This is a genomic window from Glutamicibacter uratoxydans, assembly GCF_050753455.1.
Lineage (GTDB): Bacteria > Actinomycetota > Actinomycetes > Actinomycetales > Micrococcaceae > Glutamicibacter > Glutamicibacter uratoxydans_A.
Window position 1 is genome coordinate 1,244,642 of the sequence record NZ_CP192736.1, and the last position, 25,174, is coordinate 1,269,815.

The following is a 25,174-nucleotide window of genomic DNA, read 5'->3' on the forward strand; positions in this document are numbered from 1 at the left end:
GGGATCGCTGCCAACCGGTGGGTGCCCAGCAGCCTTGATGCTCCCGCGGCGCGGGCTGAGAACTGCCGACTTTGACCAGCGAACACACCAGAAGTAGCGGGATTTTCTGGGGACACATTGGGGTACTCAATTGATTGATTCGGTCCTAAAATGAGTCATCAGCGTGCGGTACAGCGAGAAACTTGGGGGTTTTCGTGAGTGCATCAACCGATCCAAAGCTGCTGGAAATCCGGATTCATGGGATCAGGAATTCGCCACCGCACGAGATGCTGGAGACCACCATCGATGACACCGCCGTGGATCGCGGGGATGACTTAGCCGGGTTTAGTTATCGCAAATCCGCCACCGAGGGGCACCGGGTCGAAGCGTATTCCTGGGGGAGGCTGGCACGCTATACCGGACTGCCCGGGGCGGGGCGGATGGCTGACACCGTGGTGCGGGTGCTGTGGTTATTCCTCGCACCCTTCGGGATGACCAACGCCGCCTATTGGGCGCGGCACCGCTTTGGGTCGGGGCGTGCCGGGGAACCAGTGAACGCCGCCGGTCCGACCAGCATTGAAGATCTGGTAGGCCGACGTGGGGCTTCCGGAATGCTGCGGTTACTCGGGTTCTTACTGACCCTGTTGTTCCTGTGCGTCACCTCGGTGCTGGTCTTTGAGATTATCCCCGAATCTCGCCGCGAGATTTTAGGGTTTAGCGTCAACGCGATCCCGGTCGGGGTTCTGGCCATCGTTCCGTTGCTTAACGTGGCAATCATCGGTCTGTTGCCGAACATGGGGCGTACCAGATACCTTCCCGGGTTAGGTACTTCACCCGCACCATCGGCACCCGGGCACGGCCAGCCTTCCACCGGACCTGTCCCGTTGTTGGCACATGTAAGATTTTGGCGGGTGGGAGCCGGGATAGGCCACCTGAGCCTCTTGCACTTTTCCGGTGCATTGGCCGGCGTGGGGCTGATTCTTTGCGCAGATTTGTTCCACGAAACTACTCAGCACTTAGGTCTATCCAGCGCCGCGGACCCAGTGCTCTTCAGCGACTTCCTACTCTGGCTGGCTGTCATTCTGAGCATCGGTTTAGCTTGTCTGCTGCTGATGACCGCGTGGCATGTCTACCGGAGTAACGTCCGGGAAGCTGGAGAGAAAATACGTACATTACATAGGGTGATCTTTTGGCTTAGCCTGGCGCTGTGTGTGGGTAGCGTGATCTGGGCAGGGAAACGCGACGCTGATGTTGCTCAGACGAGCTCGCACGCCGTGGTTCTGGTGAGCATCGCGATTTTTCTGGTGTTGCTCGGCGTATTCGTGCAATGCGTGGTGCTTCCTGGGGTGAACCGGAGCCTGGTGGGCTGGTGGGGATTCGGGCCGTTGGTCTTTGGCCTCTTAGCGGTGGGATTTTCGATCATGCTGTCCCTTGCGGTGGTGAAAGTCGCTGCACTGGCCTTAGACATCGATGCTGCGGGACTGGATCCGAGTCGTTATGGATTGGGATTTTTCGTGATTTTCAGCGGGTTACTCCTGCTGCTGCTCGTCGGTTACTGGCAACATGTTCTTCGCGGGAGAAGGCGGGCACCATATGCCGAGTTGATTGCGGAGCAGTTCGCTGAGGATGGAGTTATCTGGGGCAGTGCCAGCGACCGGATGGCCGCAGCACGGAAAATCGAAAAAAGCCGCCATCTGGGGTCGATGTGGCGCAAAGCCGAATTCTTTGCCGGGGTCTTGGCAGGTCTGGTCGCCTTGGCGCTGTGCTGGGCGGTGGTTTCCGGTACCGTGTGGTTAGTCACCGGAAAGCTCATCTTTGATTTTCCGTTCTTAGGTGCGATAGCCAACTACGGGGTGTGGATGGCCGTGGTTGCCGTGCTGGCGCTGGTGGTGCTCTCCTCGGCTCAAGAACCGCGCCCGGTGGCTTTGCTCTGGGATCTGATGTGTTTCTTACCTACTCAGGCACACCCCTTCGGACCACCGTGCTATACCGAACGTTCTGCGCGGGAACTGGCCGATCGGGTGTGGCTCTGGTTGAATCCCGAGGATGGGGCATCCCATGCCGGAACACAGCAGGCCACCGAACCGCAGCAGAACGAGCGTCGGGTCATTCTGGCGACGCACTCCATGGGATTGATCGTGGCTTTGGCGACCATTTTTCAGTTGCAGGCACGCGGCCTACCCGAGCAAGATCTGCGCAGGATCGGACTGGTCAGTTACGGCGTGCAGGTTCGAAGATATTTCGCGCGTTTCTTTCCGCAGGTTTTCGGGCCGGAAGTGTTGGGAATAGTTCCCGCTCCGGGACCGAGAGTTCGGGGAATGAATCCTTGGCCCTTGGACGTTTCGGGGGAAATTGCTGCCGAGACGCGTCAAGAAGCTATAGACCCACCGGCCCAGGAGTCTGCTTTGGGCGCCATCCTTGGTCATCGGTGGATCAATCTCTACCGACCGAATGATCCGCTGGGCTTCCCGATCCGCTACCGGTTCCCTGCCACGCAGAAACCTTCCGCAGCTGAGCCCATGGATTTTCCGGCCGAGGAGTATCATCCCGAGTCGTATTTGTTCACTGCAGCCGCGCACCGCTTCTATTTACCCACCAACGCTTATGACGTAGCCATTGCCGCGATGTCGAAGCGGTTAGAAGAGCCGTCCGGCTGAGTCATCCACGCCGCGCATCGCGTCGTAGTCCAAGACCAGGCACCGGATGCCGCGGTCTTCGGCCAAGGTTCGGGCCTGCGGTTTGATCTGTTGGGCCGCGAAAATACCTTGCACCGGTTTGAGCAGTGGGTCGCGGTTGAGCAGTTCGAGGTACCGGGTGAGCTGTTCCACCCCGTCAATGTCACCGCGCCGTTTGAGTTCTACCGCGACGGTGGCCCCGGAGTGATCGCGGGCCAGAATGTCTACCGGCCCAATGGCGGTCATGTATTCGCGGCGGATCAGCGTATGTCCGGTGCCGAGCAACTCGATCTGTTCGGCGAGCAAACGCTGTAGATCCGCTTCCACCCCGTCCTTGATCAGGCCGGGGTCGGTGCCCAACTCGTGAGCCGAATCATGTTCGATCTCGTGGAAGTTGATGGTCAACGCATCATCGCTCTTTGCGGCAGCCAAGCGCCAGATCTGCGTGACGCCCTCGGAAACCAGATCTTCCTCGGGCTCCAGGACATGCATAGTCAACGGGGGATTCATCCAGTTCAGCGGCTTATAACTGCCACCATCGGAGTGAATCAGCACCGAGCCGTCGGCCTTGACCATAATCAGGCGTTTGGCCAGGGGCAGATGGGCTCGCAGACGGCCTACATAATCGACAGAACATTTCGCAACAACTAAACGCACCTATCCAACACTACCCGCTCATTTGGAATCGGTGTGTACGGATACGGCATCATAGAACCATGCCTCGTTCTAATCGTCCCCGCCGCAATGGGCGTTCGCGTTCCAACGCACCGCGCCAAACCTCCGGCGAACCACGCTACGAGGAAGATTGGGTCGAACGGGCTCGCTACGGGGTCGTGCGACTGCAAGATGCCCCCGATGGGCAATGGCATGTGCGCAAAATTGGCGCCATGGGGGCCGGAAAGACTTATACCTGCCCCGGATGCCACGGGGTCATCGCGGTCGGGCTGGCACATATTGTGGCCTGGCGTGCCGATCACTGGTCAGGCGATGACGCCAGTGCCGCGGCACGTCGCCACTGGCATGAACGTTGCTGGTCCACACGCTCCTACCGCTACTAAATTCTGCGTATCTGGCCCGCAGACAGGCCCGAAGCGAATTCGTGGCCAGCCTAGTGATGGTTCCGGTGGTTCTTCCGGGCCATATGGCGTAATTGGATGATCCGCACGGCTCCGGCGATAGCGGCCAAGATGCCGCCCGCGACGGCCGCGATAAACAGCGCCAAGCCGAGGCTCACCTGTGCGCTCAAGCCGAAGTACTTGAGCGTCACCTGGTCTTGGTTCTGCACGATGAAGATGATCAGCAACACCAACATGATCAGCCCGGCCACGGTGGCGGTCCAAACCATTCCGGCGCGGGTGACCTTTTTCGCTTCATCCACAGCTGACTGTTCGGAGGCGTAATTTGACTGCGCCACTGGTGCGGACGCGGTCACCGGGGACTGATCGGTGCTCTGGGTCGGGTCTGTCACCACTACCTCCGGCTCGCTGCTCTCGCCCATTCGGTCAAGGTCAGCCTCGGGTTGCGACTCGAATGCGGGATTGTCTTCGGGACGCGGTGGGGTGGAGGTCATCGTATCCTCGTTTCAGGGGGACGGTGCGGGCGCTAAACGCCCTGTTGTTGTCACTATGTCGGTTGCGAATCTACACGTCAAGCGCATACAGCGAACGTTGCGCGAGGCGGGCACGGGGGACTACAGCCGGTCTTGCCGCGCAATGAAGACCTCGCGCAGCAGGATCATGGCGGCCGCGGCCGTCGGGATCGCCACCAGTGCGCCGGTGATTCCCGCCAAGGACCCACCGGCGATCACCGAGATCACCGCCACCGCACCCGGTACGGCTACGGCCTTGTGCATAATGCGTGGCGAGATGACGTAGGCCTCCACCTGCAGATACCCGAAGTAGCAGATGCCGTAAATCAGGGCGGTCTGCCACCCCATGGTGAGGCACAGCGCCGTGACCAAGACCCCGGCAATCACCGCCCCAACCAGTGGGATAAAGGCCAACATGACCACCAATAAGGTGAGCAGCGCGGCAAAGGGGACCTGCAGAATGGTCATCAACAGCAAAGCCACCAGCGCGTTGAGGATGGCTACCGAGGCCTGCCCAATGACGTAGTTACCCACCGAACGGGTAATACGCCCTAAAAGTTCGCCCACGCGTTGTCGTTTCGAACGGGGCGCTAAACGTAGCGAAAACGCGGTGATCGATGGCAGGGAAGCCAAGAAATATACCGCGAGGACCAGAACGATCAAAATGCCAAACATGGACTGCGCTACGGTTTGCGAGACCCCGAGCACCCCACCAAACACCTCGGCCACCGCACCGGAGTCACCGAAGAACTGATCAACCTCGCTGGTGATTCGCTCGGTGACCGCGTATTGCTGGTCCAGCTGCGTCAAGAACTCGCTGGAGAGCAATTCATCGACGAGGCGTGGGGCGTGATTGATAAATTCGGTGATCTGCGTGACCAGCGTAGGGATGATCATGGCCATAAACCCGCCGAAGATCGCAAAGATCGCCACCATGCTGGCCAGCACGGCCACCGGCCGACTCCAACCCCGGCGGGTCAGAAAACGCACGATCGGGTCCAAACCAAGGGCGATGAACATGGCGATCACAATCCAGGTGACCAAAGAACCCACGTTGGTCAGCAGGTAATAGCCGCCCAGCGCCAAGCCGACGCCCAATGTGGCCAAAAACCCAAGTGCTACCGGATGCAGGCCAAGAAGTGGTTCCACTTCGCTTTCCGAACCGAGTGCTGGAACCTCACCTAAAGCGGATTTGCGAGCTGGCCCGCGGAAAAAACGTGCAAGTCGGTCGCCAAGTTTCGGCGAGGCCTGAGTGCTTCCCCGCTGGGGTTCGCTCGCTTGCGACCGCGACTGAGCATCGGGCTGCGGCCGGTCGTTCTCGGCCTCTGGATCGGGCGAAGAGTTCATAATTCTGAGCTTACCCCCAGCTGAGCCATGGATGATGGACGATGGTGCAGTGCAGTAATCAGGGATTGACCATGCTCACAGTGCCATGTCGGAACCAAGATCTAGCCCCACTCGTTAGACTTGTTCTGAAGACCTTGTGACCATGATGCGAATAGGTGAAGTCGTGCGAAAAGTAATTCCGGTGATCGCGATGCTGATCGGGGCCATCGCCCTGTTTATCGGCATCGGACAAAAGACCTTTTGGGCACCTCCCGAAACGGTAACCGCGTCCATGCCTGCCTTTGAGGGCACGGCCCCGTTAACCGTGGTTGAGCCGTCCATTAACGACCCGGAAATTGCCCCGGTAGAGCTGAAAATCCAGTCTGAGGGCGCATTCACCGCATCGCTGGGCCGCAGCTACGACGTGGAAGCCTGGGTTGCAGATGCCCAGCACATTTCCCTCACTGGCATTGACCGTGAAGTTCATCAGCTGCAGGCCGAACTCGTTGAGGGTGAAGCCGAGGTGCCGAACCCGGCCGGTGCTGACATTTTCTTTGACTCACAGGATGCCGAGGGTGAGATGACTTACCGTTGGACCGCACCGGATAACGGTTCCTGGTCGTTGCTGCTGGCCGCCGACGGGAAGGCAGCAGCCCCGGCCACTATTTCGGTCACCTATCTCAACGATGCCACCATGCCGTGGGCTTTGCCGCTGATTATTGTCGGCATTCTACTGATCGTTGGTGGGGTGGCACTGTTGGTGATCCGTCCGAGCAAGTCCACTAACCGTACCCAGCATTCTTTGGCCCTAGTGGCGATCTTGGGTCTGGGTCTCAGCGGGGTGATGATCCCCGCCGCTCCGTCGGAGGACGCGTCCGAAAGCCCGAGCGAATCAGCTGAGCAGAGTGAACAGAGCACCGAAGAAGGGGCCGAGTCCAGCGCACCAGCCTCCGAGGAAGCCGAAGACTCCGCACAGCCTACCGAAGAAGCGCAGCCAAGTGCTTCGGAAGTTCCCGCCGAGCAAACCACCACGACCTTCCCGGTGATCACCGAAGAGCAGCTAGAACGCATCTTGGCTGATACCAAGTCCGTGGTGGCCAAGGCCGATGAGTCGCACGAAGCCAAAGATCTAGAAGCCCGTGCCGCTGGTGGGTTCCGTTGGATGCGCGATAAGCGCTACAGCATCCTGAAGGAAGACATTGAGATCGCTCAGCCCGATGCGTTGAACACCGAAGTGGTTCGTTCCGCTGCGGTACCCAACACTTCCGAGGCGAAATTCCCGCGGGTGATCAATGTGGTCACCGCCAAGGACAGCGATCCCAATACCTTGCCCACGGCGATGACCCTGATCCAGAACGGTCCACGGGATAACTACAAGGTGGTCTTCGCCTCGCAGATGCTGCCCGCCTCCTCGTTCCCGGGTATTGCGGTAGGTGACCCTGCGGTGAAGCAAATGGCTGCCGATGTCGACAGCCTGAGCATCAAGCCACAGGATGCGGTGAAGCAGCTGGCCGAGGTGCTGACCGATGAGAAGTCCGAGCATGCCGAACGATTTGCCGAGTCCGAGTTCATCAAGGCGATCCATGCTGGCCAGAAGGCGGAGAAGGAAGCGGCTAACGAGGCGAACGTGAAGTACACCCGTAAGGCCTCGGATAAGGAGACCTACGTGCTCTCCACTCCGGATGGCGGGGCGATCGTTACCGGGATGATTAACTCGACGACCACCTTCGAACGCACCGAAGACAGTGATCCGCTGGAAGGTACCGACGAACTGACCAAGGCACTGTTGGGAAGTAGCAGTAGCCGCGGTGACGTGGCGATCAACTATGCTGAACCGGTGATGTTCTATATTCCGGCCGGCGGTAGTGAGGACAAAGTTCAGCTGATCGCCGGTGAAGTTGCTCTGCTTGAAGTGAAGCAGGTTGAGGAGGACTAATGACCGAACCGCATATTCCCTCGGCTCGTGGCGCCGTTGACTTAGGTGCGTTGGCATCGACCCCGCAGGAGACCACCGCGGCTCCGCAGGGTGCGACCCCCACCTGGACCACCCGGGTCAACACCGCGGCATTCGAGCAGTTCGTGGGACTCTCGCAGCAGGTGCCGGTACTGGTAAGCCTGGGTGTCACCCGCGTGGCCGCCTCGGTGGAACTGGATAACACGCTGAGTTCCCTGGTGGATCGCCGGGGCGGTCGACTGGTCTTGGGTTTGATCGATGCCGAAGCCGAGCCGCAGATCGCCCAGGCTTTCCAAGCCCAGCAGGTCCCGATGGTGTTGGCCTTGGTCAAGGGCCAGCCGGTGCCGCTGTTCCAAGGTGCTGCTCCGGCCGAGCAGATTGATCAGCTGCTCGATCAGTTACTTGAGCTTGGGGCGCAGCAGGGGCTCAGTGGAGTGGCTCCGGCCTTTGGCGGGGCTAGCGAAGAGCCGGCCCTACCACCGCTGCATCAGAAAGCCGTGGATGCCATCGACGCGGGGGACTACGCCGCCGCCGAGGCAGCCTATATGGAAGCGCTGAATGAGAAGCCGAATGATCACGAGGCGCAGGTCGGGATCTATCAGGTGCGTTTGCTCTCCCGCACGCAGGATAAGGACCTGAATCAGGTGCGCGAAACCGCTGCGCAGAACCCTGATGATCTCAACGCCCAGTTGGATGTGGCGGATCTGGATCTGGTCGGCGGACACGTGGAAGACGCTTTTGCCCGTTTGGTGCGGCTGGTTTCCCGTTTGGCGGACGAGGATCGTGAACGGGTGCGCCGCCGCTTGGTTGAACTCTATGCGGTGGTAGGTAACTCCGATCCGCGGGTGGCTGCTTCGCGACAGAAGCTGGCACGCGTCTTGTTCTAAGAAACCTCACGTCACAATGCCTTAATGGGGCGGTGAACCAGAGCCGAAAATCGGCTGGTTCACCGCCCTAGCTTTTTGAATTAGTTCTTAGGGATGACCCGCAGGCTAGGCTGCGCTTGATACCGTCGTGACTATGAATATCTCCGCGCTGAGTATTAGATCACTAGCCAAACAGTTCGGGCCGAAGGTGGCAGTCAACGAAGTCAGTCTTGAGGTGCCGGCCGGATCCTTCTTCGGATTGGTCGGGCCCAACGGTGCTGGCAAAACCACCATGCTTTCCATGGCCACCGGATTATTGCGTCCGGATGCCGGCAGCGCGTTCGTTCATGGCATTGATGTGTGGGCCAAACCGCAGGAAGCTAAGGCGAACATGGGGGTGCTGGCCGACGGGGTGCGTCAGTTTGACCGCCTCACCGGGCGCCAACTGGTGACCTACTCGGGTCTGCTGCGCGGGATGGACAAGGATGAGGTGGCCACCCGCACCGAAGACCTCTTGCGGGTCATGGACCTGGTCGATGACGGAGACAAACTGGTGGTGGATTACTCCGCGGGAATGACCAAGAAAGTCTCGTTGGCTACCGCAATGATTCACTCCCCGAAACTCTTGGTACTCGATGAACCCTTTGAAGCCGTAGACCCGGTCTCGGCCGCGAACATTCGCGACATTCTTAACGAATACGTCAAGTTCGGCGGAACCGTGATCGTCTCCTCGCACGTGATGGATCTGGTGCAGCGGATGTGTTCGCATGTGGCGGTCATTTCCGATGGCGTGCTGCGCGCCTCGGGCACCGTGGACGAAGTCCGTGACGGAATGAGCCTAGAAGAGCGTTTCGTGGATCTGGTCGGCGGACGTGGCGAAAGCGGGGGACTGTCGTGGTTGCGCACATCCTCAAACTAAAGCTCACCTTGCTGCGCAACGGTTTCAAGCGCAGTGTCTGGCAACTTGTCGGTGTCATCATCGGTTCGCTGTATGCGCTGGGCATAGTCGCCGCGCTGATTCTTGCGGCCTGGTTCTCCGCCGACCTGCAGTGGCTGGGCTACATTTCGGTACTGATTAGCTCGCTGGTGATTCTGGGCTGGGCGATCATTCCACCCTTGCTCACCGGCGTGGATCTCACCTTGGAACCACAACGATTCGTGCACTTCGGGATTGATCAGAAGGTCTTGGGCCGGGCGTTAATCCTCGCCGGATTCATCTCGATCCCGGCGGTGCTGACGCTGTTGGGGATGCTCGGATTCTCGGTACTCTGGCGGCTGAATAGCAGTGCCCTGATCTTAGGTATCATCGCCAATCTTGGCACGGCCTTAGTGGCCATTCTCGCCTGCCAGTACCTGACCATTCAGGCCACCGCCTTGCGCGCCAAGCGGCGGTTCCGCGAGGTGAGCTTTGCGGTTCTTTTCCTGCTGCTTGTCAGTCTCGGACCAATTTTCTCGGTGCTCACCTCGGCGGCCACCACCATTGACGAGTGGATCGAACCGATTGCCCGGGTGCTGTCCTATACCCCCTTCGGGACGTTCGGCGCGGTGGCACCGGCGGTCACCGACGGCAATTGGTTGATGGCAATAGTTCATCTGGTCTACGGCCTCACCGTTCTCGGTGTGCTCTACTGGCTGCTGGTCCGAGCTACCGCTAAGGCGGTAGTGACAGCCCCAGCACCACAACGCGCCAGCAAGACCAAGGGGCTAGGGCCCTTTAAATGGCTGCCAGCAACTCCCACCGGATCGGTTGCCGCCCGGGCGATGGTCTACTGGTTCAAGGATCCGCGCTATGCGATGGGCGTGATCATGGTTCCGGTGCTTCCAGTGATCTTCTACTTCGCCGGAACCCAGTCCGAGAACTTCTTTATGATGTTCTTCCTGGGGCCGCTCTTCGGTTTCTTGTTGGGCTTTTCGATCTCGGCGGATGTCTCTTACGACAACACCGCGTTCTCCTTGCATGTACTGACCGGAGTGTCGGGACGCGATGACCGTCGCGGCCGTGTCCTGGCCTGCTTCCTCATCGGTATTGTTCCGGTCATCTTAGGTGGGGTCCTGCCGGGGCTGCTGACCGATCAGGCGTGGCGGGTCCCGGGGGATCTTGGCCTGTCGTTGGCTGCCTTCCTCGTTGCGTTAGCGATCTCCGCGGTGGTTTCCGCGCGGTACACCTATTCGGTGCCGCTACCGGGGGAGAACCCCATGAAAACCCCGCCGGGCAATGGCATGCGAGTGATGGTCACCCAGTTGGCAACCTTCGCGCTCATGGGTCTGTTGCTCATTCCGGTGGCTGTGCCATTCGGTATCGGGTTGGCCACCGGGGCAACCGGACTGGGCTGGATCACGCTCGGAGCCGGACTGGTTTACGGGGCAGTGCTGCTCTTCTTTGGTATTCGGCTAGGTGGGCGCTGGATGGATAGCCGCCTGCCAGAACTGATGCAAGCAGTCATGCTCAACCGTTAAGCAACGTAATCCGCCGCGTGCCCCGATTCTGTAGAGAACTTCACAGAATCGGGGCACGCGCTGTTTAATCCCCATGTAGGTGAGTTCGAACTTCACACACTCTTCCAAGGGACGCGAAGAGTCAGAGTAATTAGACAGGTCACCGCCCGTATTTCCGGACCATGCAGAAGCTATGCGGGGTGCCGGGTCGCGCTACACGGGCTTGGGTGGCCGCGGAAAAGTACTAGACTTATGAGCATGGTTGATGAGTCTGAAGAAACCCGTGGCGGAACCGCAACAATCACGCGTACCGAGACCCAGCAGAGTGTCGAAGCTGGCGATCACGAACGCTTTGCGCACTATGTCCGCAAGGAAAAGATCATGGAATCGGCGCTTACTGGCGAACCGGTCATTGCCCTGTGCGGCAAAGTTTGGACCCCGGGACGCGACCCGAAGAAGTTCCCCGTGTGCCCGGAGTGCAAGGAAGTTTACGAATCGATGATGGGCGACTAATCGCTCCCGTGTTTTCAGCACAACGTTCGTAGTTCCGCGCCGGGAGAGGTAGATGACCGACACACTTTTCGACATTGGTGACAAGCTTCCACTAGAAGACAAGCTACCGGTGGCATATCCGGAACGAGCGGCCTGGGGAACCGGGCCGAAGCTTCGCGCCTGGCAGGCCGAAGCACTCGCTCTGTACTTCGATTCCGAACCGAAGGACTTTCTGGCCGTGGCGACCCCCGGCGCAGGTAAGACCACCTTCGCGCTGCGCCTAGCCAAGGTGCTCGTCGATTCGAAAAAGATCAACCGCATGATCGTGGTAGCCCCGACCGATCACCTGAAGAAACAGTGGGCGGACGCTGCCGGCCGGGTGGGGTTGGCACTTGACCCGAACTACAAGAACGCCGATGGTCGCCATGGGGATCACTACCTCGGGGTGGTGGTCACCTACGCTCAGGTTGCCCAAAAACCAGCGGTGCACCGCGCGAAGACCGAAGACGCGCGCACCTTGGTGATCATGGACGAAGTACACCACGCCGGAGACGCGCTGTCTTGGGGGGATGGCATTCGCGAAGCCTTCGAACCAGCCACCCGGCGACTAGCCTTGACCGGTACCCCCTTCCGCTCGGACACCGCGCCGATTCCTTTCGTGCAATACGAAGAGGACGGAAACAATATCCGCCGCTCCAAGGCCGACTACACCTACGGTTACGGTAATGCGCTCACCGACCATGTGGTGCGTCCGGTGCTGTTCATGGCGTACTCGGGCAATATGCGCTGGCGTACCGCGGCCGGTGAAGAAATGGAAGCCCAGCTTGGTGCCGGGGCGACCAAGGATATTACCGCTCACGCGTGGCGCACCGCGCTGGATCCGGCCGGAGACTGGATCCCCTCGGTCCTGCGTGCCGCCGACCGCCGCTTGTCCGAAGTGCGGCGGACCGTGAAGGATGCCGGTGGCTTGGTCATTGCCTCCGATATCGAGGACGCTAAGGCTTACGCCCAACAGTTGCAGGCCATCTGCGGGGAAAAGGTCACCACCATTCTTTCCGATGACCCCAGCGCCTCGCAGAAGATCGATGAGTTCTCCGAAGGAGACTCGCGCTGGATGGTTGCGGTGCGTATGGTGTCCGAAGGTGTTGACGTCCCGCGGCTCTGTGTCGGCGTGTATGCCACCAGTACTTCGACACCGCTCTTCTTTGCTCAGGCGGTGGGCCGCTTTGTGCGTAGCCGGAAACGCGGCGAAGTAGCTAGCGTCTTCTTGCCCTCCGTGCCCATCTTGATGGCTTTAGCCAACGAAATGGAAGTGGAACGCGATCACGCACTGGATCGTGAAGGCTCCAAGATCGAGGACGGCCTGGACGATGCCGCGCTGGAAGAAGCTAACCGTGAGGAGAAAGTCAGCGATGAGCTGGTGCGCAACAAGTTTGAGGCACTGAACTCCCAAGCCTCCTTCGACCGCGTGCTCTTTGACGGTGGCGAATTCGGTACCGGGGCAGATATCGGAAGTGACGAGGAACTGGGGTTCCTGGGCATTCCCGGATTGTTGGAACCCGATCAGGTGTCCGCGTTGCTGCGCGAGCAACAAAACAAACAAATTAGTCGCGGGGCAAGCAAACCCGCCCCGGTGTCGGATCATCGACAGCTGATGGATCTGCGGAGTCAGCTCTCCAAGAATGTCTCGGCATGGGCGGCACGTACCGGAACCCCGCACGGGCAGATTCACACGAAGCTGCGGAGCATTTGTGGGGGACCGGCAGTTCCGCAAGCCAATGCGGATCAACTGCGGGCGCGCATCGAAAAATTGCAGGATTGGTTCGTCGGGCGCAAATAGGCGCACCGTAATCCGCGCGAGGACAGGATCCGGTTACACAGCCCGCCGCAGGGTCAGGCTATGGCGTGGACACGGGTGGCTCGGAGCTCGAGCAGTGAGAGTGCCGCAGCTGCCCTCGGTGGCATGACACGAGGCATCAATCACCGGTGACCCACACGGGTGGTTGACGCCCCGATACCGATTCCTGTTTTGTCGATCGATGGAACCGACGACGCTGAGAGCCGAGGACTCACTCCATCTCACGGGCGAGCCGCGCTGGGGCGACCTACCCGTTCAGCACATCTGACATGGCCATCACCCGGATGGCACAACGCTAGCGAGATGCCAACCAAGGGGTAAACGCTGATCATGGCATGCGGGATCCCGCCATGGGGATCGAGCAAAGTTGAGCGCCGAATGATGGCGGTCAGAAGCGGTGGCTACACGCAGGAAACTGAGGCTTAGACCAGGGTAAGGACGGTGACTCCGGCGTCGCGTAATTCCTGATAGACCGCCGGCAAATTCTCGGGCGCGACCGCCGCGGTGAGTGGGGTGAGCACGGTGGTGCTGTAGCCCGCGGCCGCCGCGTCGAGGGCGGTGGCGCGCACGCAATGATCGGTGGCGATTCCCACCACATCTACCGTGGTGATGGCTCGTGCGGTCAACCACTCATCCAAGAGCAGACCGGATTCATCTTCGAGGCTGGCCGCGGGATCAAGTTCGCGCGCTTCGAAGCCCGAGTAGGCCGCGGTAAACCGGCCTTTGGCGAAGTGCGCATCCACTCGTAGCGGAGCAATTTGCGGGTGCAAGGCGGCCCCTGGGGTGCCGGCAACGCAGTGCACCGGCCAAGAATCTACGAAGTCCGGGTTTTGCGAGAAATGGTTTCCCGGATCGATATGCCAGTCCTGGGTGGTGATCACCGCGGAGTACGACTCCCGCCGCGCATTGAGATCGGCGGCAATGGCAGTGGCCACGGCGTTGCCACCGGCCACCCCGAGCGGACCACCTTCACAAAAATCCGGTTGGACATCCACGATCAGCAATGCGCGGGTCATAGCACTTCCTATTCGTTGACAATCTCGGTGGGAATGACCGGTTCGCCGCGCTGGAGGCGACGGGCAATGCCGGGCATTTCCTGAATTGACTCGTAGTGGCGCTGCCGGGCCAATTGCACCCCGGAGGCACCAGTGTACTGCTGATCGATTTCCCCGGCAGTCACCAGGGGCAAGGTTAGGGCACGTTCACGTTCGGCTGGCTGACGCTCACCGAGTACCACGAGCTCATTAATCGCCCGGTTTCGTTCATTGAGCTGACGGAAACCTTGCTTCCGGCCACCGGTGCTGGCTTTATTCGCCGCGACCTTGGCCACCGGTACCCACGTGCCCGAAGCTTCTTGACGGGCCACCAGTTTGTACACCATTGAGGCGGTCGGGTGCCCCGAGCCGGTGACCAGTGCGGTACCTACCCCGTAGGAATCCACCGGGGCGCTGGCCAGCGCGGCAATGGCATATTCATCCAGATCGGAGGTGACGGTGATCTTGGTGTTCCAGTTGCCCAAATCATCGAGCAATTCACGGACCCAGGTAGCCTGCTGGACCAAGTCGCCGGAGTCCAAACGAACCGCACCCAGCTCGGGTCCGGCCACCTCCACCGCGGTACGTACCCCGTTCTCCACGTCATAGGTGTCGACCAACAACGTCGTGTCCACGCCCAGTGCTTCGACCTGAGCCTGGAATGCCGCACGTTCGGTTTCGTGGAGCAAAGTGAAGGAGTGCGCGCTGGTGCCCACGGTAGGGATGCCGTAGCGGGCACCGGCCTCCAAATTGGAGGTGGAGTCGAACCCGGCGATCGTCGCGGCGCGGGCCGAAGCCACCGCGGCCTCTTCATGGGTGCGACGCGAACCCATCTCAATGCAGGGCCGATCCCCGGCCGCAGCGATCATCCGCGAGGCAGCCGAGGCGATGGCAGAGTCATGGTTCAACACCGAGAGCACAAAGGTCTCGATGACACAGGCCTCGGCAAAGGTAGATTCGACGGTGAGGATCGGGGAGTTAGGGAAGTAGAGTTCCCCCTCCTGATACCCAGTGATATTGCCGCTAAACTTGAAGTTCTCCAGATAGTTCAGGGTCTGCTTGTTGACCACCTTGTGATCAGCGAGGAACTTTAATTGTTCATCCTCGAAGCGGAAATTGGCTAAGCCCTCCAGTAGCCGCCCGGTGCCGGCCACCACGCCATAGCGGCGTCCATCGGGCAGTCTGCGGGCGAAAGCCTCGAAGACACTGGGACGCTGAGCTGCGCCGGAAGCCAGCGTGGCCTGCAGCATGGTCAGCTCATAGTGGTCGGTGAACAAGCTGGTGAGCATAGGGTGCTCCTGTGAAAATCGTGGACAAACCTCGACTTACTGTATCCCGCCGCGTACCTAAGTGTGATATCCACGCCTTGGCGTAGGTGCCCGTTGCGCGCCAGAAGGGCGTAAAATGGGGGCCATGACCGTCATGCCCGAAATCCTTGAAGAAGTTAGTGAGCAGGTTCGCCACGATAAAAAGTGGCGCCTGATCGTGTGGAACGATCCGGTAAACCTGATGAGCTATGTCAGCTACGTTTTCCGCAGCCACTTTGGGTTCAGCGCCGAAAAAGCCGAAACCCTGATGATGCAGGTGCATCACGATGGTTTTTCCATCATTCTTTCTGGCACTCGGGAAAAGATCGAAGCCCATGTGCAGGCGATGCACGGCTACGGATTGAACGCAACCATGACTCAGGAGGCCTAGCTTCGTGGCCAAGGCCTTTCGACGGACCTCGCGCGGGATCGCCGGTTCATTGCACGAACCGGAACGTAAACTGCTGCGAGATCTTTTCGCCGATGTCATCACCCTGCTCGAAGAGCGCGACGAGATTCACCAGGTTGATGCCTCCGAAGATTTAGACCCACTCTATGCACTGACCGGGATGAGCCCGGATCGCGGCCCACTACCCGAACCGGCCGACCCGGCGACCGCCCGGTTGCTGCCTACGGCCAGTGATGATGAACAGGTGGCCAATGAGTTCCGCCGCTTTGGTGAACACGATCTGATTACCTCCAAGATCGGCCGGCTGCGTGAGGCGCAGTTCTTGATGGAAAATACCAAGATTGTGCTGGATGAGGCTGCCGCCTCCCGCTTTGCGCAGGCACTGAATGACGTGCGTCTGGTGCTTTCACAGCGGTTGGGGATTGAAAGCGAAGCCGACTCGGCCCGTATCGGTCAGATCAATGACGCCGCGCAAGTGCACACCCCGCAGGATTACATGGCCCTGGTCTACAACCTCATCTCTTGGGTTCAGGACACCGTGATGCAGGCGCTGCTGGACTCGGATTACTAATACATGAATTCTTTTTTCACTAGCGGACCGCAAAGCGTGCCGAACCAAGACACCCCGATCGGAATCTTTGATTCCGGGGTTGGGGGACTGACCGTGGCGCGTGCGGTGATCGACCAGTTACCTGGCGAATCACTGATTTACGTGGGAGATACTAAGAACTCGCCCTATGGCCCGCTGCCGATCGCGCAAGTGCGTGCCAATGCGCTGGGGGTCATGGACGAGCTGGTGGATGCCGGGGTGAAGCTGCTGGTGATCGCCTGCAACTCGGCTTCCTCCGCAGTGCTGCGCGACGCACGCGAACGCTACACCGCCCGGCACGGAATCCCGGTGGTCGAAGTAATTCAGCCCGCGGTACGGCGTGCTGTAGCCGCCACCAAGAACGGCAAGATCGGGTTGATCGGTACCCAAGCCACCGTGGGCTCACGGGCCTATGAGGATGCCTTCGCCGCAGCCCCGAACCTGGAAGTGACTTCCGTAGCCTGCCCCCGATTCGTGGATTTCGTGGAGTCCGGGATCACCGCCGGAAGTGAACTTTTGCAGATTGCCGAGGAATATTTGGCACCCTTGCAGACCGCTGGGGTGGACACCTTGATCCTGGGTTGTACCCACTACCCGTTACTGACCGGGGTGATCTCCTATGTGATGGGTGATTCGGTGAGTCTGGTCTCCAGTGCCGAAGAGACCGCGAAGGACACATTCCGGGCGTTGACAAGTCACGGGCTGTTACGCAGCGATGGAAATGACGCGCGTCACGAATTCCTTGCAACGGGTAACGCTGATAGTTTTGGGGTACTAGCGCGACGCTTCCTCGGTCCTGAGGTTCTGGAAGTCCGTCACGTGGAGAACGTAGCAGCCCACTATCCGACCGGTTCGATTGCCCGCATAACACCGCAGATGATCGCAGCGTCGAAAGGCGAGTGAGAGATGAAGCTGACCATTATCGGTTGTACCGGGTCTTTTCCCGGTCCCGGATCCCCGGCGTCGTGCTATCTGGTCAGCGCCTTCGACGGCACCCGTGACTGGAAGATTCTCTTGGATCTGGGCTCCGGCGCCCTAGGGGTCTTGCAACGCTACACCGACATCAAAGACATTGATGCGATCGCGATTTCCCATCTGCACCCGGATCACTGCATGGATTTGTGTGGTCTGCACGTGGCGATTCGTTGGGATCCGAACGGCTGGGACCGTGAGCGGATGCTGGTCTGGGGTCCGAAGGACACCGCGGATCGGATTGAAACGGCCTATGGGCTTCCCGCCGGTGACACCATGCACAAGGACTATGACTTTAATGTGTGGGCAGAGCGCGAGCCGGTCAATATTGGCCCGTTCACCATCACCCCCTACCCGGTGCGGCATCCCATCGAGGAAGCCTATGCACTACGGGTAGAAGCCCATGAGCCGGGGCCCGATGGGGAAATTCTGACCAGTGTGCTGACCTACTCGGGAGACACCGACACCTGTGAGGGGTTAGTGGAGGCCGCCCGCGGTGCGGACATGTTCCTGTGTGAGGCCGCCTTTGAAGAAGGCCGCGATGACCATATCGACGGAGTACACCTGACCGGCAAACGTGCCGGACAGATGGCCACCGACGCGCAGGTTGAACGCCTGCTGCTGACACACGTCCCGGTGTGGACTTCGATTAACAAGATTGTTGACGAGGCCAAGGAAACCTATGCTGGCGGGATCGCGGTGGCGGTTTCCGGGGTGACGTATGGCGTGTACTCCGGATCGCAACTAGGCACCCCGAAGTCCTTGCCGACCGCACCGGTTTCGGTGATTCGTCCTTCGAAACAGCGTGACTGGAGGGGCACTCGGCCGATCCGGAAAAAGTAGCGCTGCTCTACGTGGTCCGGTGCACGGTATTCCCGGGGCTACGTGGCCAACCTGTAGCCGTTCGCGGCCCCGATTCCCCAAAGACTGTTTACCAGCCTTCAAGGTGAAGAGCCGCAGCAACTAAAACTAACTCGACGAACGTTCTGCCCACCGGCTTAGCTTTCGTCGGTCTGGTGTGCTGACGGGCACTGCGCACCCTCTGCACGATGCCGAAGTGCGGCGAGGAACGGAGTGCTTACTCGCGCTCTTCCAGGACCATGGTTCGTATTTTTTCAATTTCCTCTGCTCGACCGGACCAATACTGCGCGTCAAGACCGAAACCCAATGAGGCTTCTTGAGCTTGGCGCAGAAAATAATCTCTATAATCTTCCAAGGCGTTGGTGAGATCGCGAAACTGATCGTCATTTAACGGGAGGGTAAGGATATGGTGTTTCATAACTAGAGCTTCCGTGTAGGCAATTCTCTACTTGCCTTCCCGATTTTACGAGGAATCATTTGATGTCTCTCCACCGTGGAGAGAATTAACAGATTCCCTAGTTAGAAGCCTGAGTGATAGTTGCACGCACTGTCGAGTCAACTGTCGGTCCACAGACAGTCAAACCTCTTCCCCACACCACTCTATGAGATCTAGGGCAGACCAGTGCAGGAAGGGTGCGCTGACCTCGCGTGGAAACGACAAGACGCGTGCTGTCGCAGCCTCAAAGACTGCCACAGCACGCGTCCGATAGCCTAAGCCTTTAGCTCAGAAGGTCTTCTCGTGCGTGTTCAAAAGAACGTTTGCTTCGGATTTTCCCCTGACCTAGACCCCGCTTCCCACATGACGGTATCCCGCGGAATACTCCGCCTCAAGGCTCGGCACCGGAGGTAAGACATGAGCCACCGCACTGTACTTCCAGTACTTCACCCGGAAGGTCTGATGCCCTTCGTCCCGAACCATGGTGAGGAACTGGGAGACACAAAGTCCATCAGGGACGATGTCAACGATGCGCAGTGAGTCGCAGGTTTCGGAAATATGGAGGAACACAAGCTCATCGTCCTCAATAAGGGCGACGAGAGCCGGTCCCATATGAACCGAAACCAGACCCATGACTTCGTCTACGGTTTCTGTGGGTTGTGTCATGACAATGGGCATTCCCTGGCGCCATCCGCAACTAGTCAAAAAGTTTCGTCCTGTGCGGGAATCCACAAGTTGGGCAACGCGCTGGGCGGTTTGTGATCTGACGATTCGACCTGGCATGGTAGCTTCCTTTACCTCTAACGATAATCTCTGGCTGACCCCATTGGCCTGTCGGTGTGTGCCCCGGTCACCGGAGCAATCGTTACGACGAGGCCCGCTTAATACCCTATCAATGCTACGGAGTGACCGTGGTCATTCATAAATACTCACAGCTTGCCTTCAGGAAGGGACAATGGGCACCACCGAAGGGGGAATTTAAGGGATCATTCGACGCGTTGCGACAGCGCTGGACATCTACCGAAACGCCACGCTAGTGCAGCGTCACATGGCCTGATGCGCAGTGGCTGGTGCGCAGTAGTGCAAGGGGATAGTTAGGATGGAACCATGACTTTACGTGCCGACGGCCGCAGCGCCGAGCAACTTCGAGACATTACCATCACCCGTGGCTGGTCCGCCCAAGCCGAAGGATCAGCACTGATTGAATTCGGTGACACCCGAGTATTGTGCACCGCCTCCTTTACCGAAGGAGTGCCACGCTGGCTGAAGGGGCAGGGGACCGGCTGGGTCACCGCCGAGTACGCCATGCTGCCCCGGGCCACTAATACCCGCAACTCGCGCGAATCGGTCAAGGGCAAACTTTCCGGTCGCACCCATGAGATTTCCCGTCTGATCGGCCGCTCCTTGCGTGCGGTGATTGACACCAGCGCGCTGGGCGAAAACACCATCGTCTTGGACTGCGACGTGTTGCAGGCTGACGGCGGCACCCGCACCGCGGCCATTACCGGCGCCTATGTGGCGTTGGCCGAAGCCGTGGAATGGGCCCGCCGCGAAGGGCTGGTGAAGAAGAACGCTAAGGTGCTCACCGATTCGGTGGCAGCGATCTCGGTCGGCATTATCGACGGCACTCCGATGTTGGACCTGCCCTATGAGGAAGATGTTCGCGCCGAAACCGACATGAACGTGGTGGTCACCGGCTCCGGTGATTTCGTTGAGGTGCAGGGTACCGCCGAGGGCGTGCCCTTCAAACGCGCCGAACTGGACGCCCTATTGGATCTGGCACTGATCGGCACCACCGAATTGGCGCAGATTCAGACTCAAACGCTGCGGGCCGGTGCATGAGCGCCCCGGTGCTGGTGCTCGCCAGCTCCAATCAGGGCAAGCTCCGTGAGCTGCGCGAATTGCTGCGCGACCAAGTTCCCGGCCTAGACGTGGACACTCAGGTGATCGACGCGGCCACCGCGGGAGCCGGGGATGTGGTGGAAGATGCGGTGACCTTCCAAGGCAACGCGCTGAAAAAAGCCCGGGAAATCGCGGCCAGCACCGGACTGATCGCGCTCGCCGACGATTCGGGAATCTCGGTTGATGTGCTCGGCGGAGCACCAGGGATCTTCTCGGCCCGCTGGGCTGGGCGACACGGTGATGACGAAGCGAATATTGATCTGCTGCTGGCCCAGTTGGGCGATATTGCCACCGAACACCGTTCGGCGGCCTTCATCTGTGCCGCGGCGATCGCCTCACCCGATGGGCAAGCCCATGTAGAACTGGGCACGCTGCCCGGGATCTTGCGTACCGAGCGCTCCGGGGACGGCGGGTTTGGTTATGATCCAATCTTCCAGCCCTCTGGCTCGGATCGTTCCCTGGCCGAATATTCGGCGGCGGAGAAGAACGCGATCTCACACCGGGCACGTGCCTTCGCGGCCTTACTCCCGCAGATCGTTGAACGCGTAACGGCACAACTTTCAGCGGGCTAAACCGCATCACGCCCACGCACGCCAAGAGCCGGTCAGCAGCTTATCTTCGGATGGGATGCTGACCGGCTTTTGCATGCCCAGATCTTTGATGCCCCTGCGGGGAACCTGTGGTGCGTGAGCCGGTGGCGTGCAGGCTTCTGACGGTGTTTGCTCGGCGTTTACGCGTAACTGAAACACTGTGCCTAGATCCGGGTCAAGGATGAGCGTGGTCGAAGTTCTAAGGGGGCTGAGGTATGAAACGTTCCGTTGTGATGCTCCGAGTCACCGCGCTCTGTCTCGGCATCGGCTGCTGGCTGTGGGTCTTCAGCCGCTACCTCCTGATCCCCGCCGGGCAACGCGGTACAGCACAGCTGGCTGACCTGGTCCTCGGTCTCGTCGTGGGTGCGCTGATTGTAGTACTGGCCTGGTTCGTCACCCGGCGCCGGGTGCCACCGCAGGATAACTATAGCGAGCTTGCCACGGGTGTGGGGACACTAATCAGCGCCCAGCCCACCGGACGCAACGAGAAAAATCTTCGGCAGCTTGAGCTCGTCATTGAGGTTCATGCGGCGGATGGTAAAAATTTCCCGGCTCGGATCACCGAGTCCTTCAATGCTGCCGCCGCGCGAAGAATGCTGCCAGGGGTGTTGATCCCGCTGAGTTTTCTTTCGGATCACCGCATCATCTATGCGTTGGATGCCGAGGACGAGGAAAGCAACAACGAGCCGCGCCGATAACAAAACGCCCCCACCCTTCTGGGCATTACCGCGCCATGCTAGTGCCACTACCCAGCCTGCTCTCGGCGCGGGAGTGCCTTGACTGCAGAAAAGAAGAGCGAGATCCGAGTCCACGCCCGCAGCTTAAGTAACGAGCGAGGACATGATGCGGAGCTGAACCGTAGTCGTGAGCTGGCCGCGCGATGGATGGTGGCGAACCCGGAGCCCATTGTCTGTGAGCCATTGGTTATGGGGCCGTGGGCAATTCTTCGTCCGCCAAAGGTTCTTCGTGCTCTGGTCGCAGATTGCCGGTGCTACTCGTGACGACAGCGGCATTGCCGGCGGCGGAAGCTACGGACGGAATGGACTGGGCGCCGGGCTGTGCACTGGCTACCGTTGGGCCGGTGGTTCCCAGACTTATCCCGAGGCTAAGCATTGAAATTGAAGCCAGCAAAGTGGTGTAGCGCGAACGATTATTGGCGCGCTGCTCGGCCTGCGAAGGACCCGAATAATTCGAGAAATACATCCGTCGTGTGCTCCTTAGAAGTGGTTTTTGCTCGGCGTAGGTTCATCGCTCATCGTTCGGGTGAACGTGCGAGGTGGGGCTATGAACCTTGAGTAACTAACCTCAATGGGTGCGTACGGCTCCTTTCGTGCTTCCTTGTCCATCATTTCTTCGGAATTTTTGTAGTTGCTGAGCGTGCGCTTCAGATCGGCTGGAGTTGCCGTAGTTCACGGAATTACTCCTAGTCAGATCCTTGACCGGAGAGTTTGGAGAATTCTCTGGGCGGACATCAGCGCGGGTGTTGCAGCGGAAATACGCCCCGAAAAGGTCGATCGGCCAAGAAAATAGATTGTGTCTTAGCCTCGTTAGTTATATGGTTAGTTACATGAGTAACTAACCAAGCAACTTAGGGGTTGATCCGAGTTGTGTTTGACGGACGTAAGGGAGGCGCGCAGTGATCAATGATTCGAAGCCGATCTTCATGCAGATCGCAGAACTGATCGAAGGCGACATCGTCTCCGGGGTACTGGCCGAAGAGTCGCAGGTGCCCTCAACCAATGAATTCGCCGCGTTCTATCGCATTAATCCGGCCACCGCCGCTAAAGGGGTGAACCGACTTGTTGAGAACGGGCTGTTGTACAAGAAACGGGGGATCGGAATGTTTGTCGCGCAAGGGGCACGCAACCAACTGTTAGCAGCACGTCGCCAACAGTTCCACGAACAGTTCATCCGGCCACTGACCGCCGAGGCAGCAAAACTGGGCATCGGGGTAGCAGAACTGGTCTCGATGATTCAGGACTCAACCCACAGTGAACCTAACGCCCAAGGAAGTGTTATCAATGACTAACGCACCAGCCATCAAAGTGACCAACCTCAGCAAAAGGTACAAGGAACTGACCGCGCTAGATGACGTGAATCTGTCCTTGGCCCCTAACCGCATCTACGGGTTGTTGGGGCGAAACGGTGCAGGTAAGACCACGCTGATGTCGATTCTCACCGGGCAGAGTTTTGCCCACTCGGGTAGCGTGGAGATTTTCGGACATAACCCTTACGAGCATGACGCCACACTGTCTCGGATGTGCTTCATTCGTGAGTCGCAAAAGTATCCGGACGATTTTCGTGCTGACCAAGCGTTCAAGGCGGCGGCCCTGTTTTACGAGAACTGGGACGAGGATTTGGCCCAAGATCTAATTCGGGCGTTTCAACTTCCGGTCAAACGCCGGATTAAGAAACTTTCACGCGGTCAGCTTTCAGCCGTGGGGGTCATCCTCGGACTGGCCTCACGCGCCGACATTACCTTCTTTGACGAACCCTATCTAGGCCTTGATGCGGTGGCTCGGCAGGTCTTTTACGACCGACTGGTCCAAGACTTTTCCCTCTTCCCGCGCACTATTGTGCTCTCCAGTCACCTGATTGACGAGGTGGCCAACCTGCTGGAGCACGTGGTGGTGATCGATGGCGGAAAGATCGTGATGGATGATGAAGCGGAAAACCTGCGCGGTGCAGCGGTGACCGTAACCGGCAATGCGGAAAAGGTCGCCGAATTTATCGGTGACTATCCGGTGCTGCACCGAGACGCGCTGGGCTCGCTGGCCAGTATCAGCATTAGGGCCAGATTGAGCGATGCACAACGACAGCAGGCCAAAGATATGGGGCTCGAACTTTCTAGTGTGTCCCTGCAACAGCTGGTGGTGCGCAGCGCCATGGGCCGTGACGAGGACCGAATCAACAATGCGAATGTCGAGGCAATGAAATGAACCGGATTATCAATGTTGCACGAATGCAGCTGATCAATAAATGGACCTTCATTGGGATCCCGTTGGTGATCCTGTTTGGCGCCTTCCTGTTCACCATGGCCATCTTCTGGCTGGTACGGCTCGGAGGCGGAACCGAGGTGATGTTCAGTGGTGGCGCGCAGGCTCCGATGTGGTACTTCTTGGCTTTGGGGATCCAGTCGCTGACGATGACCTTCCCGTTCTCCTTGGCGATGAGCGTTTCGCGCCGCACGTTCTTCCTTGGCACACTGATGCTGTTCGCAGTCAGTGCGCTGGCACTTTCGGCCTTCTATTACGTGATGGGATTGATCGAAACCGCCACGAACGGTTGGGGCCTGGGAGGGCGATTCTTCGCCCTTGATTGGGTGGCCAACAATAACGCGTTCATTCAGATCATGTTCTACTTTGTGCTTATGGTGTTGCTCTTCATCACCGGATTCTGGGCGGCGACCATCTACATGCGCTGGCGCACCACCGGTCTGCTGATCTTCTTCATCGTTCTGGGAGTGGCGCTGTTGGGAGCAGCGTTCTACCTGACCCTCGCGGAGCGCTGGGGAGAAGTATGGAGCTGGATGGTCACCTGGAGCGCGGGAGGCATCGCGCTATGGGGTGGTGTCATAGCTTTGGCCATGGCCGCAGCTTCCTACACCACCTTGCGCAAGGCCACCGCATAGATCGACCGAAGATACGCAATAACGCTGCGCAGTTCTCGCCTCGTCGAGGTGAGAACTGCGCAGCGTTTACGTTAAAAGGGCTGGGCATTAGCGCGCGAATGTGCCTATGCCATTGTGCGGCTTGGGTAATCCTGCTCCGAGAGCATTCTGTTTTCCCTCGTGCAGAACCAACTCTGCGCGGTTCCATGGGGGTTCAGCGTGCCCCACGCGGCCCGAGCTGATTGAATTTCTCGCCTACTCCTCGGACGTATGGCGATCGTCCTTTGCGC

26 protein-coding genes are annotated in these 25,174 nt (G+C 59.2%); 18 read left to right on the plus strand and 8 right to left on the minus strand.

What is annotated here, in order from left to right; all coding sequences use genetic code 11:
- Positions 1-194 precede the first annotated feature (194 nt).
- Entirely contained in the window at positions 195-2,636 is a 2,442-nt protein-coding gene (locus ACQQZ8_RS05725; protein ID WP_431711718.1) for a hypothetical protein, read from the plus strand.
- Here ACQQZ8_RS05725 and nucS read toward each other — a convergent pair.
- Complete coding sequence (gene nucS / locus ACQQZ8_RS05730; RefSeq protein ID WP_431711719.1) at positions 2,616-3,311, minus strand: endonuclease NucS; 696 nt, start codon at positions 3,309-3,311, stop codon at positions 2,616-2,618. The genes ACQQZ8_RS05725 and nucS overlap by 21 nt on opposite strands.
- A gap of 59 nt (positions 3,312-3,370) precedes the next feature.
- Here nucS and ACQQZ8_RS05735 point away from each other — a divergent pair, with 59 nt between their 5' ends.
- A complete protein-coding gene (locus tag ACQQZ8_RS05735; RefSeq protein ID WP_431711720.1) occupies positions 3,371-3,712 on the plus strand; it encodes a hypothetical protein in 342 nt (113 codons plus the stop codon).
- A gap of 50 nt (positions 3,713-3,762) precedes the next feature.
- Here ACQQZ8_RS05735 and ACQQZ8_RS05740 read toward each other — a convergent pair whose 3' ends face one another.
- Entirely contained in the window at positions 3,763-4,224 is a 462-nt protein-coding gene (locus ACQQZ8_RS05740) for a LapA family protein (RefSeq protein WP_431711721.1), read from the minus strand.
- A 120-nt stretch (positions 4,225-4,344) separates the two neighbouring features.
- Complete coding sequence (locus ACQQZ8_RS05745; protein ID WP_431711722.1) at positions 4,345-5,589, minus strand: AI-2E family transporter; 1,245 nt, start codon at positions 5,587-5,589, stop codon at positions 4,345-4,347.
- A gap of 163 nt (positions 5,590-5,752) precedes the next feature.
- Between ACQQZ8_RS05745 and ACQQZ8_RS05750 the strand changes: the two genes are divergently transcribed.
- The 6 genes from ACQQZ8_RS05750 (at position 5,753) to ACQQZ8_RS05775 (ending at position 13,156) form a co-directional block, all read left to right on the plus strand.
- Positions 5,753-7,504, plus strand: coding sequence for a hypothetical protein (locus ACQQZ8_RS05750; RefSeq protein ID WP_431711723.1), 1,752 nt, complete (start codon positions 5,753-5,755; stop codon positions 7,502-7,504).
- A complete protein-coding gene (locus ACQQZ8_RS05755) occupies positions 7,504-8,409 on the plus strand; it encodes a co-chaperone YbbN (RefSeq protein ID WP_431711724.1) in 906 nt (301 codons plus the stop codon). Before ACQQZ8_RS05750 ends, ACQQZ8_RS05755 begins: the two co-directional genes overlap by 1 nt.
- A 133-nt stretch (positions 8,410-8,542) precedes the next feature.
- Positions 8,543-9,307: an ABC transporter ATP-binding protein gene (locus ACQQZ8_RS05760; protein ID WP_431711725.1), complete on the plus strand. Its 765-nt coding sequence runs from the start codon at positions 8,543-8,545 to the stop codon at positions 9,305-9,307.
- Complete coding sequence (locus tag ACQQZ8_RS05765) at positions 9,283-10,845, plus strand: transporter (protein WP_431711726.1); 1,563 nt, start codon at positions 9,283-9,285, stop codon at positions 10,843-10,845. Before ACQQZ8_RS05760 ends, ACQQZ8_RS05765 begins: the two co-directional genes overlap by 25 nt.
- A 231-nt stretch (positions 10,846-11,076) precedes the next feature.
- The gene (locus ACQQZ8_RS05770; RefSeq protein ID WP_431711727.1) at positions 11,077-11,337 is read left to right on the plus strand and encodes a DUF3039 domain-containing protein; all 261 of its coding nucleotides are present in this window, start codon (positions 11,077-11,079) and stop codon (positions 11,335-11,337) included.
- Positions 11,338-11,389: 52 nt separating this feature from the next.
- Positions 11,390-13,156: a DEAD/DEAH box helicase gene (locus ACQQZ8_RS05775; protein ID WP_431711728.1), complete on the plus strand. Its 1,767-nt coding sequence runs from the start codon at positions 11,390-11,392 to the stop codon at positions 13,154-13,156.
- Between the two features lie 440 nt (positions 13,157-13,596).
- Here the strand turns inward: ACQQZ8_RS05775 and ACQQZ8_RS05780 are convergent, their stop codons facing one another.
- Positions 13,597-14,190, minus strand: coding sequence for an isochorismatase family protein (locus ACQQZ8_RS05780; RefSeq protein ID WP_431711729.1), 594 nt, complete (start codon positions 14,188-14,190; stop codon positions 13,597-13,599).
- An 8-nt stretch (positions 14,191-14,198) separates the two neighbouring features.
- Positions 14,199-15,497: a nicotinate phosphoribosyltransferase gene (locus ACQQZ8_RS05785; RefSeq protein ID WP_431711730.1), complete on the minus strand. Its 1,299-nt coding sequence runs from the start codon at positions 15,495-15,497 to the stop codon at positions 14,199-14,201.
- A 124-nt stretch (positions 15,498-15,621) separates the two neighbouring features.
- On the opposite strand from ACQQZ8_RS05785, the gene clpS reads away from it, so the two are divergent.
- The 4 genes from clpS to ACQQZ8_RS05805 are packed head-to-tail and all read left to right on the plus strand — an operon-like array spanning position 15,622 to position 18,328.
- Positions 15,622-15,906, plus strand: a complete 285-nt coding sequence (gene clpS / locus ACQQZ8_RS05790) for an ATP-dependent Clp protease adapter ClpS (protein ID WP_431711731.1) — start codon at positions 15,622-15,624, stop codon at positions 15,904-15,906.
- A gap of 4 nt (positions 15,907-15,910) precedes the next feature.
- Positions 15,911-16,495: a DUF2017 domain-containing protein gene (locus ACQQZ8_RS05795; RefSeq protein ID WP_431711732.1), complete on the plus strand. Its 585-nt coding sequence runs from the start codon at positions 15,911-15,913 to the stop codon at positions 16,493-16,495.
- 3 nt (positions 16,496-16,498) lie between these two features.
- Complete coding sequence (gene murI / locus ACQQZ8_RS05800) at positions 16,499-17,416, plus strand: glutamate racemase (protein WP_431711733.1); 918 nt, start codon at positions 16,499-16,501, stop codon at positions 17,414-17,416.
- Between the two features lie 3 nt (positions 17,417-17,419).
- Complete coding sequence (locus tag ACQQZ8_RS05805) at positions 17,420-18,328, plus strand: MBL fold metallo-hydrolase (protein ID WP_431711735.1); 909 nt, start codon at positions 17,420-17,422, stop codon at positions 18,326-18,328.
- Positions 18,329-18,563: 235 nt separating this feature from the next.
- Here the strand turns inward: ACQQZ8_RS05805 and ACQQZ8_RS05810 are convergent, their stop codons facing one another.
- Positions 18,564-18,764 carry a hypothetical protein gene (locus ACQQZ8_RS05810; RefSeq protein ID WP_431711736.1) on the minus strand — a complete coding sequence of 67 codons (201 nt, stop codon included), beginning with the start codon at positions 18,762-18,764 and terminating at the stop codon, positions 18,564-18,566.
- 363 nt (positions 18,765-19,127) lie between these two features.
- The gene (locus ACQQZ8_RS05815; protein WP_431711737.1) at positions 19,128-19,448 is read right to left on the minus strand and encodes a hypothetical protein; all 321 of its coding nucleotides are present in this window, start codon (positions 19,446-19,448) and stop codon (positions 19,128-19,130) included.
- Positions 19,449-19,889: 441 nt separating this feature from the next.
- Between ACQQZ8_RS05815 and rph the strand changes: the two genes are divergently transcribed.
- The 3 genes from rph (at position 19,890) to ACQQZ8_RS05830 (ending at position 21,972) form a co-directional block, all read left to right on the plus strand.
- Positions 19,890-20,624 carry a ribonuclease PH gene (gene rph / locus ACQQZ8_RS05820; protein WP_431711738.1) on the plus strand — a complete coding sequence of 245 codons (735 nt, stop codon included), beginning with the start codon at positions 19,890-19,892 and terminating at the stop codon, positions 20,622-20,624.
- The gene (gene rdgB, locus ACQQZ8_RS05825; protein ID WP_431711739.1) at positions 20,621-21,256 is read left to right on the plus strand and encodes an RdgB/HAM1 family non-canonical purine NTP pyrophosphatase; all 636 of its coding nucleotides are present in this window, start codon (positions 20,621-20,623) and stop codon (positions 21,254-21,256) included. Before rph ends, rdgB begins: the two co-directional genes overlap by 4 nt.
- Before the next feature lie 233 nt (positions 21,257-21,489).
- On the plus strand, positions 21,490-21,972 hold the full coding sequence (locus ACQQZ8_RS05830; RefSeq protein ID WP_431711740.1) for a hypothetical protein: 483 nt from the start codon (positions 21,490-21,492) through the stop codon (positions 21,970-21,972).
- A 226-nt stretch (positions 21,973-22,198) separates the two neighbouring features.
- Here ACQQZ8_RS05830 and ACQQZ8_RS05835 read toward each other — a convergent pair whose 3' ends face one another.
- Positions 22,199-22,477: a hypothetical protein gene (locus ACQQZ8_RS05835; RefSeq protein ID WP_431711741.1), complete on the minus strand. Its 279-nt coding sequence runs from the start codon at positions 22,475-22,477 to the stop codon at positions 22,199-22,201.
- A 433-nt stretch (positions 22,478-22,910) separates the two neighbouring features.
- On the opposite strand from ACQQZ8_RS05835, the gene ACQQZ8_RS05840 reads away from it, so the two are divergent.
- The 3 genes from ACQQZ8_RS05840 to ACQQZ8_RS05850 are packed head-to-tail and all read left to right on the plus strand — an operon-like array spanning position 22,911 to position 24,905.
- Positions 22,911-23,303 (plus strand): GntR family transcriptional regulator, encoded by a 393-nt coding sequence (locus tag ACQQZ8_RS05840; RefSeq protein ID WP_431711742.1) that lies wholly within the window; start codon positions 22,911-22,913, stop codon positions 23,301-23,303.
- Positions 23,296-24,213, plus strand: a complete 918-nt coding sequence (locus tag ACQQZ8_RS05845) for an ABC transporter ATP-binding protein (protein WP_431711743.1) — start codon at positions 23,296-23,298, stop codon at positions 24,211-24,213. The genes ACQQZ8_RS05840 and ACQQZ8_RS05845 overlap by 8 nt, the downstream gene beginning before the upstream one ends.
- Positions 24,210-24,905: a hypothetical protein gene (locus ACQQZ8_RS05850; RefSeq protein ID WP_431711744.1), complete on the plus strand. Its 696-nt coding sequence runs from the start codon at positions 24,210-24,212 to the stop codon at positions 24,903-24,905. Before ACQQZ8_RS05845 ends, ACQQZ8_RS05850 begins: the two co-directional genes overlap by 4 nt.
- The last annotated feature ends 269 nt before the right edge of the window (positions 24,906-25,174 follow it).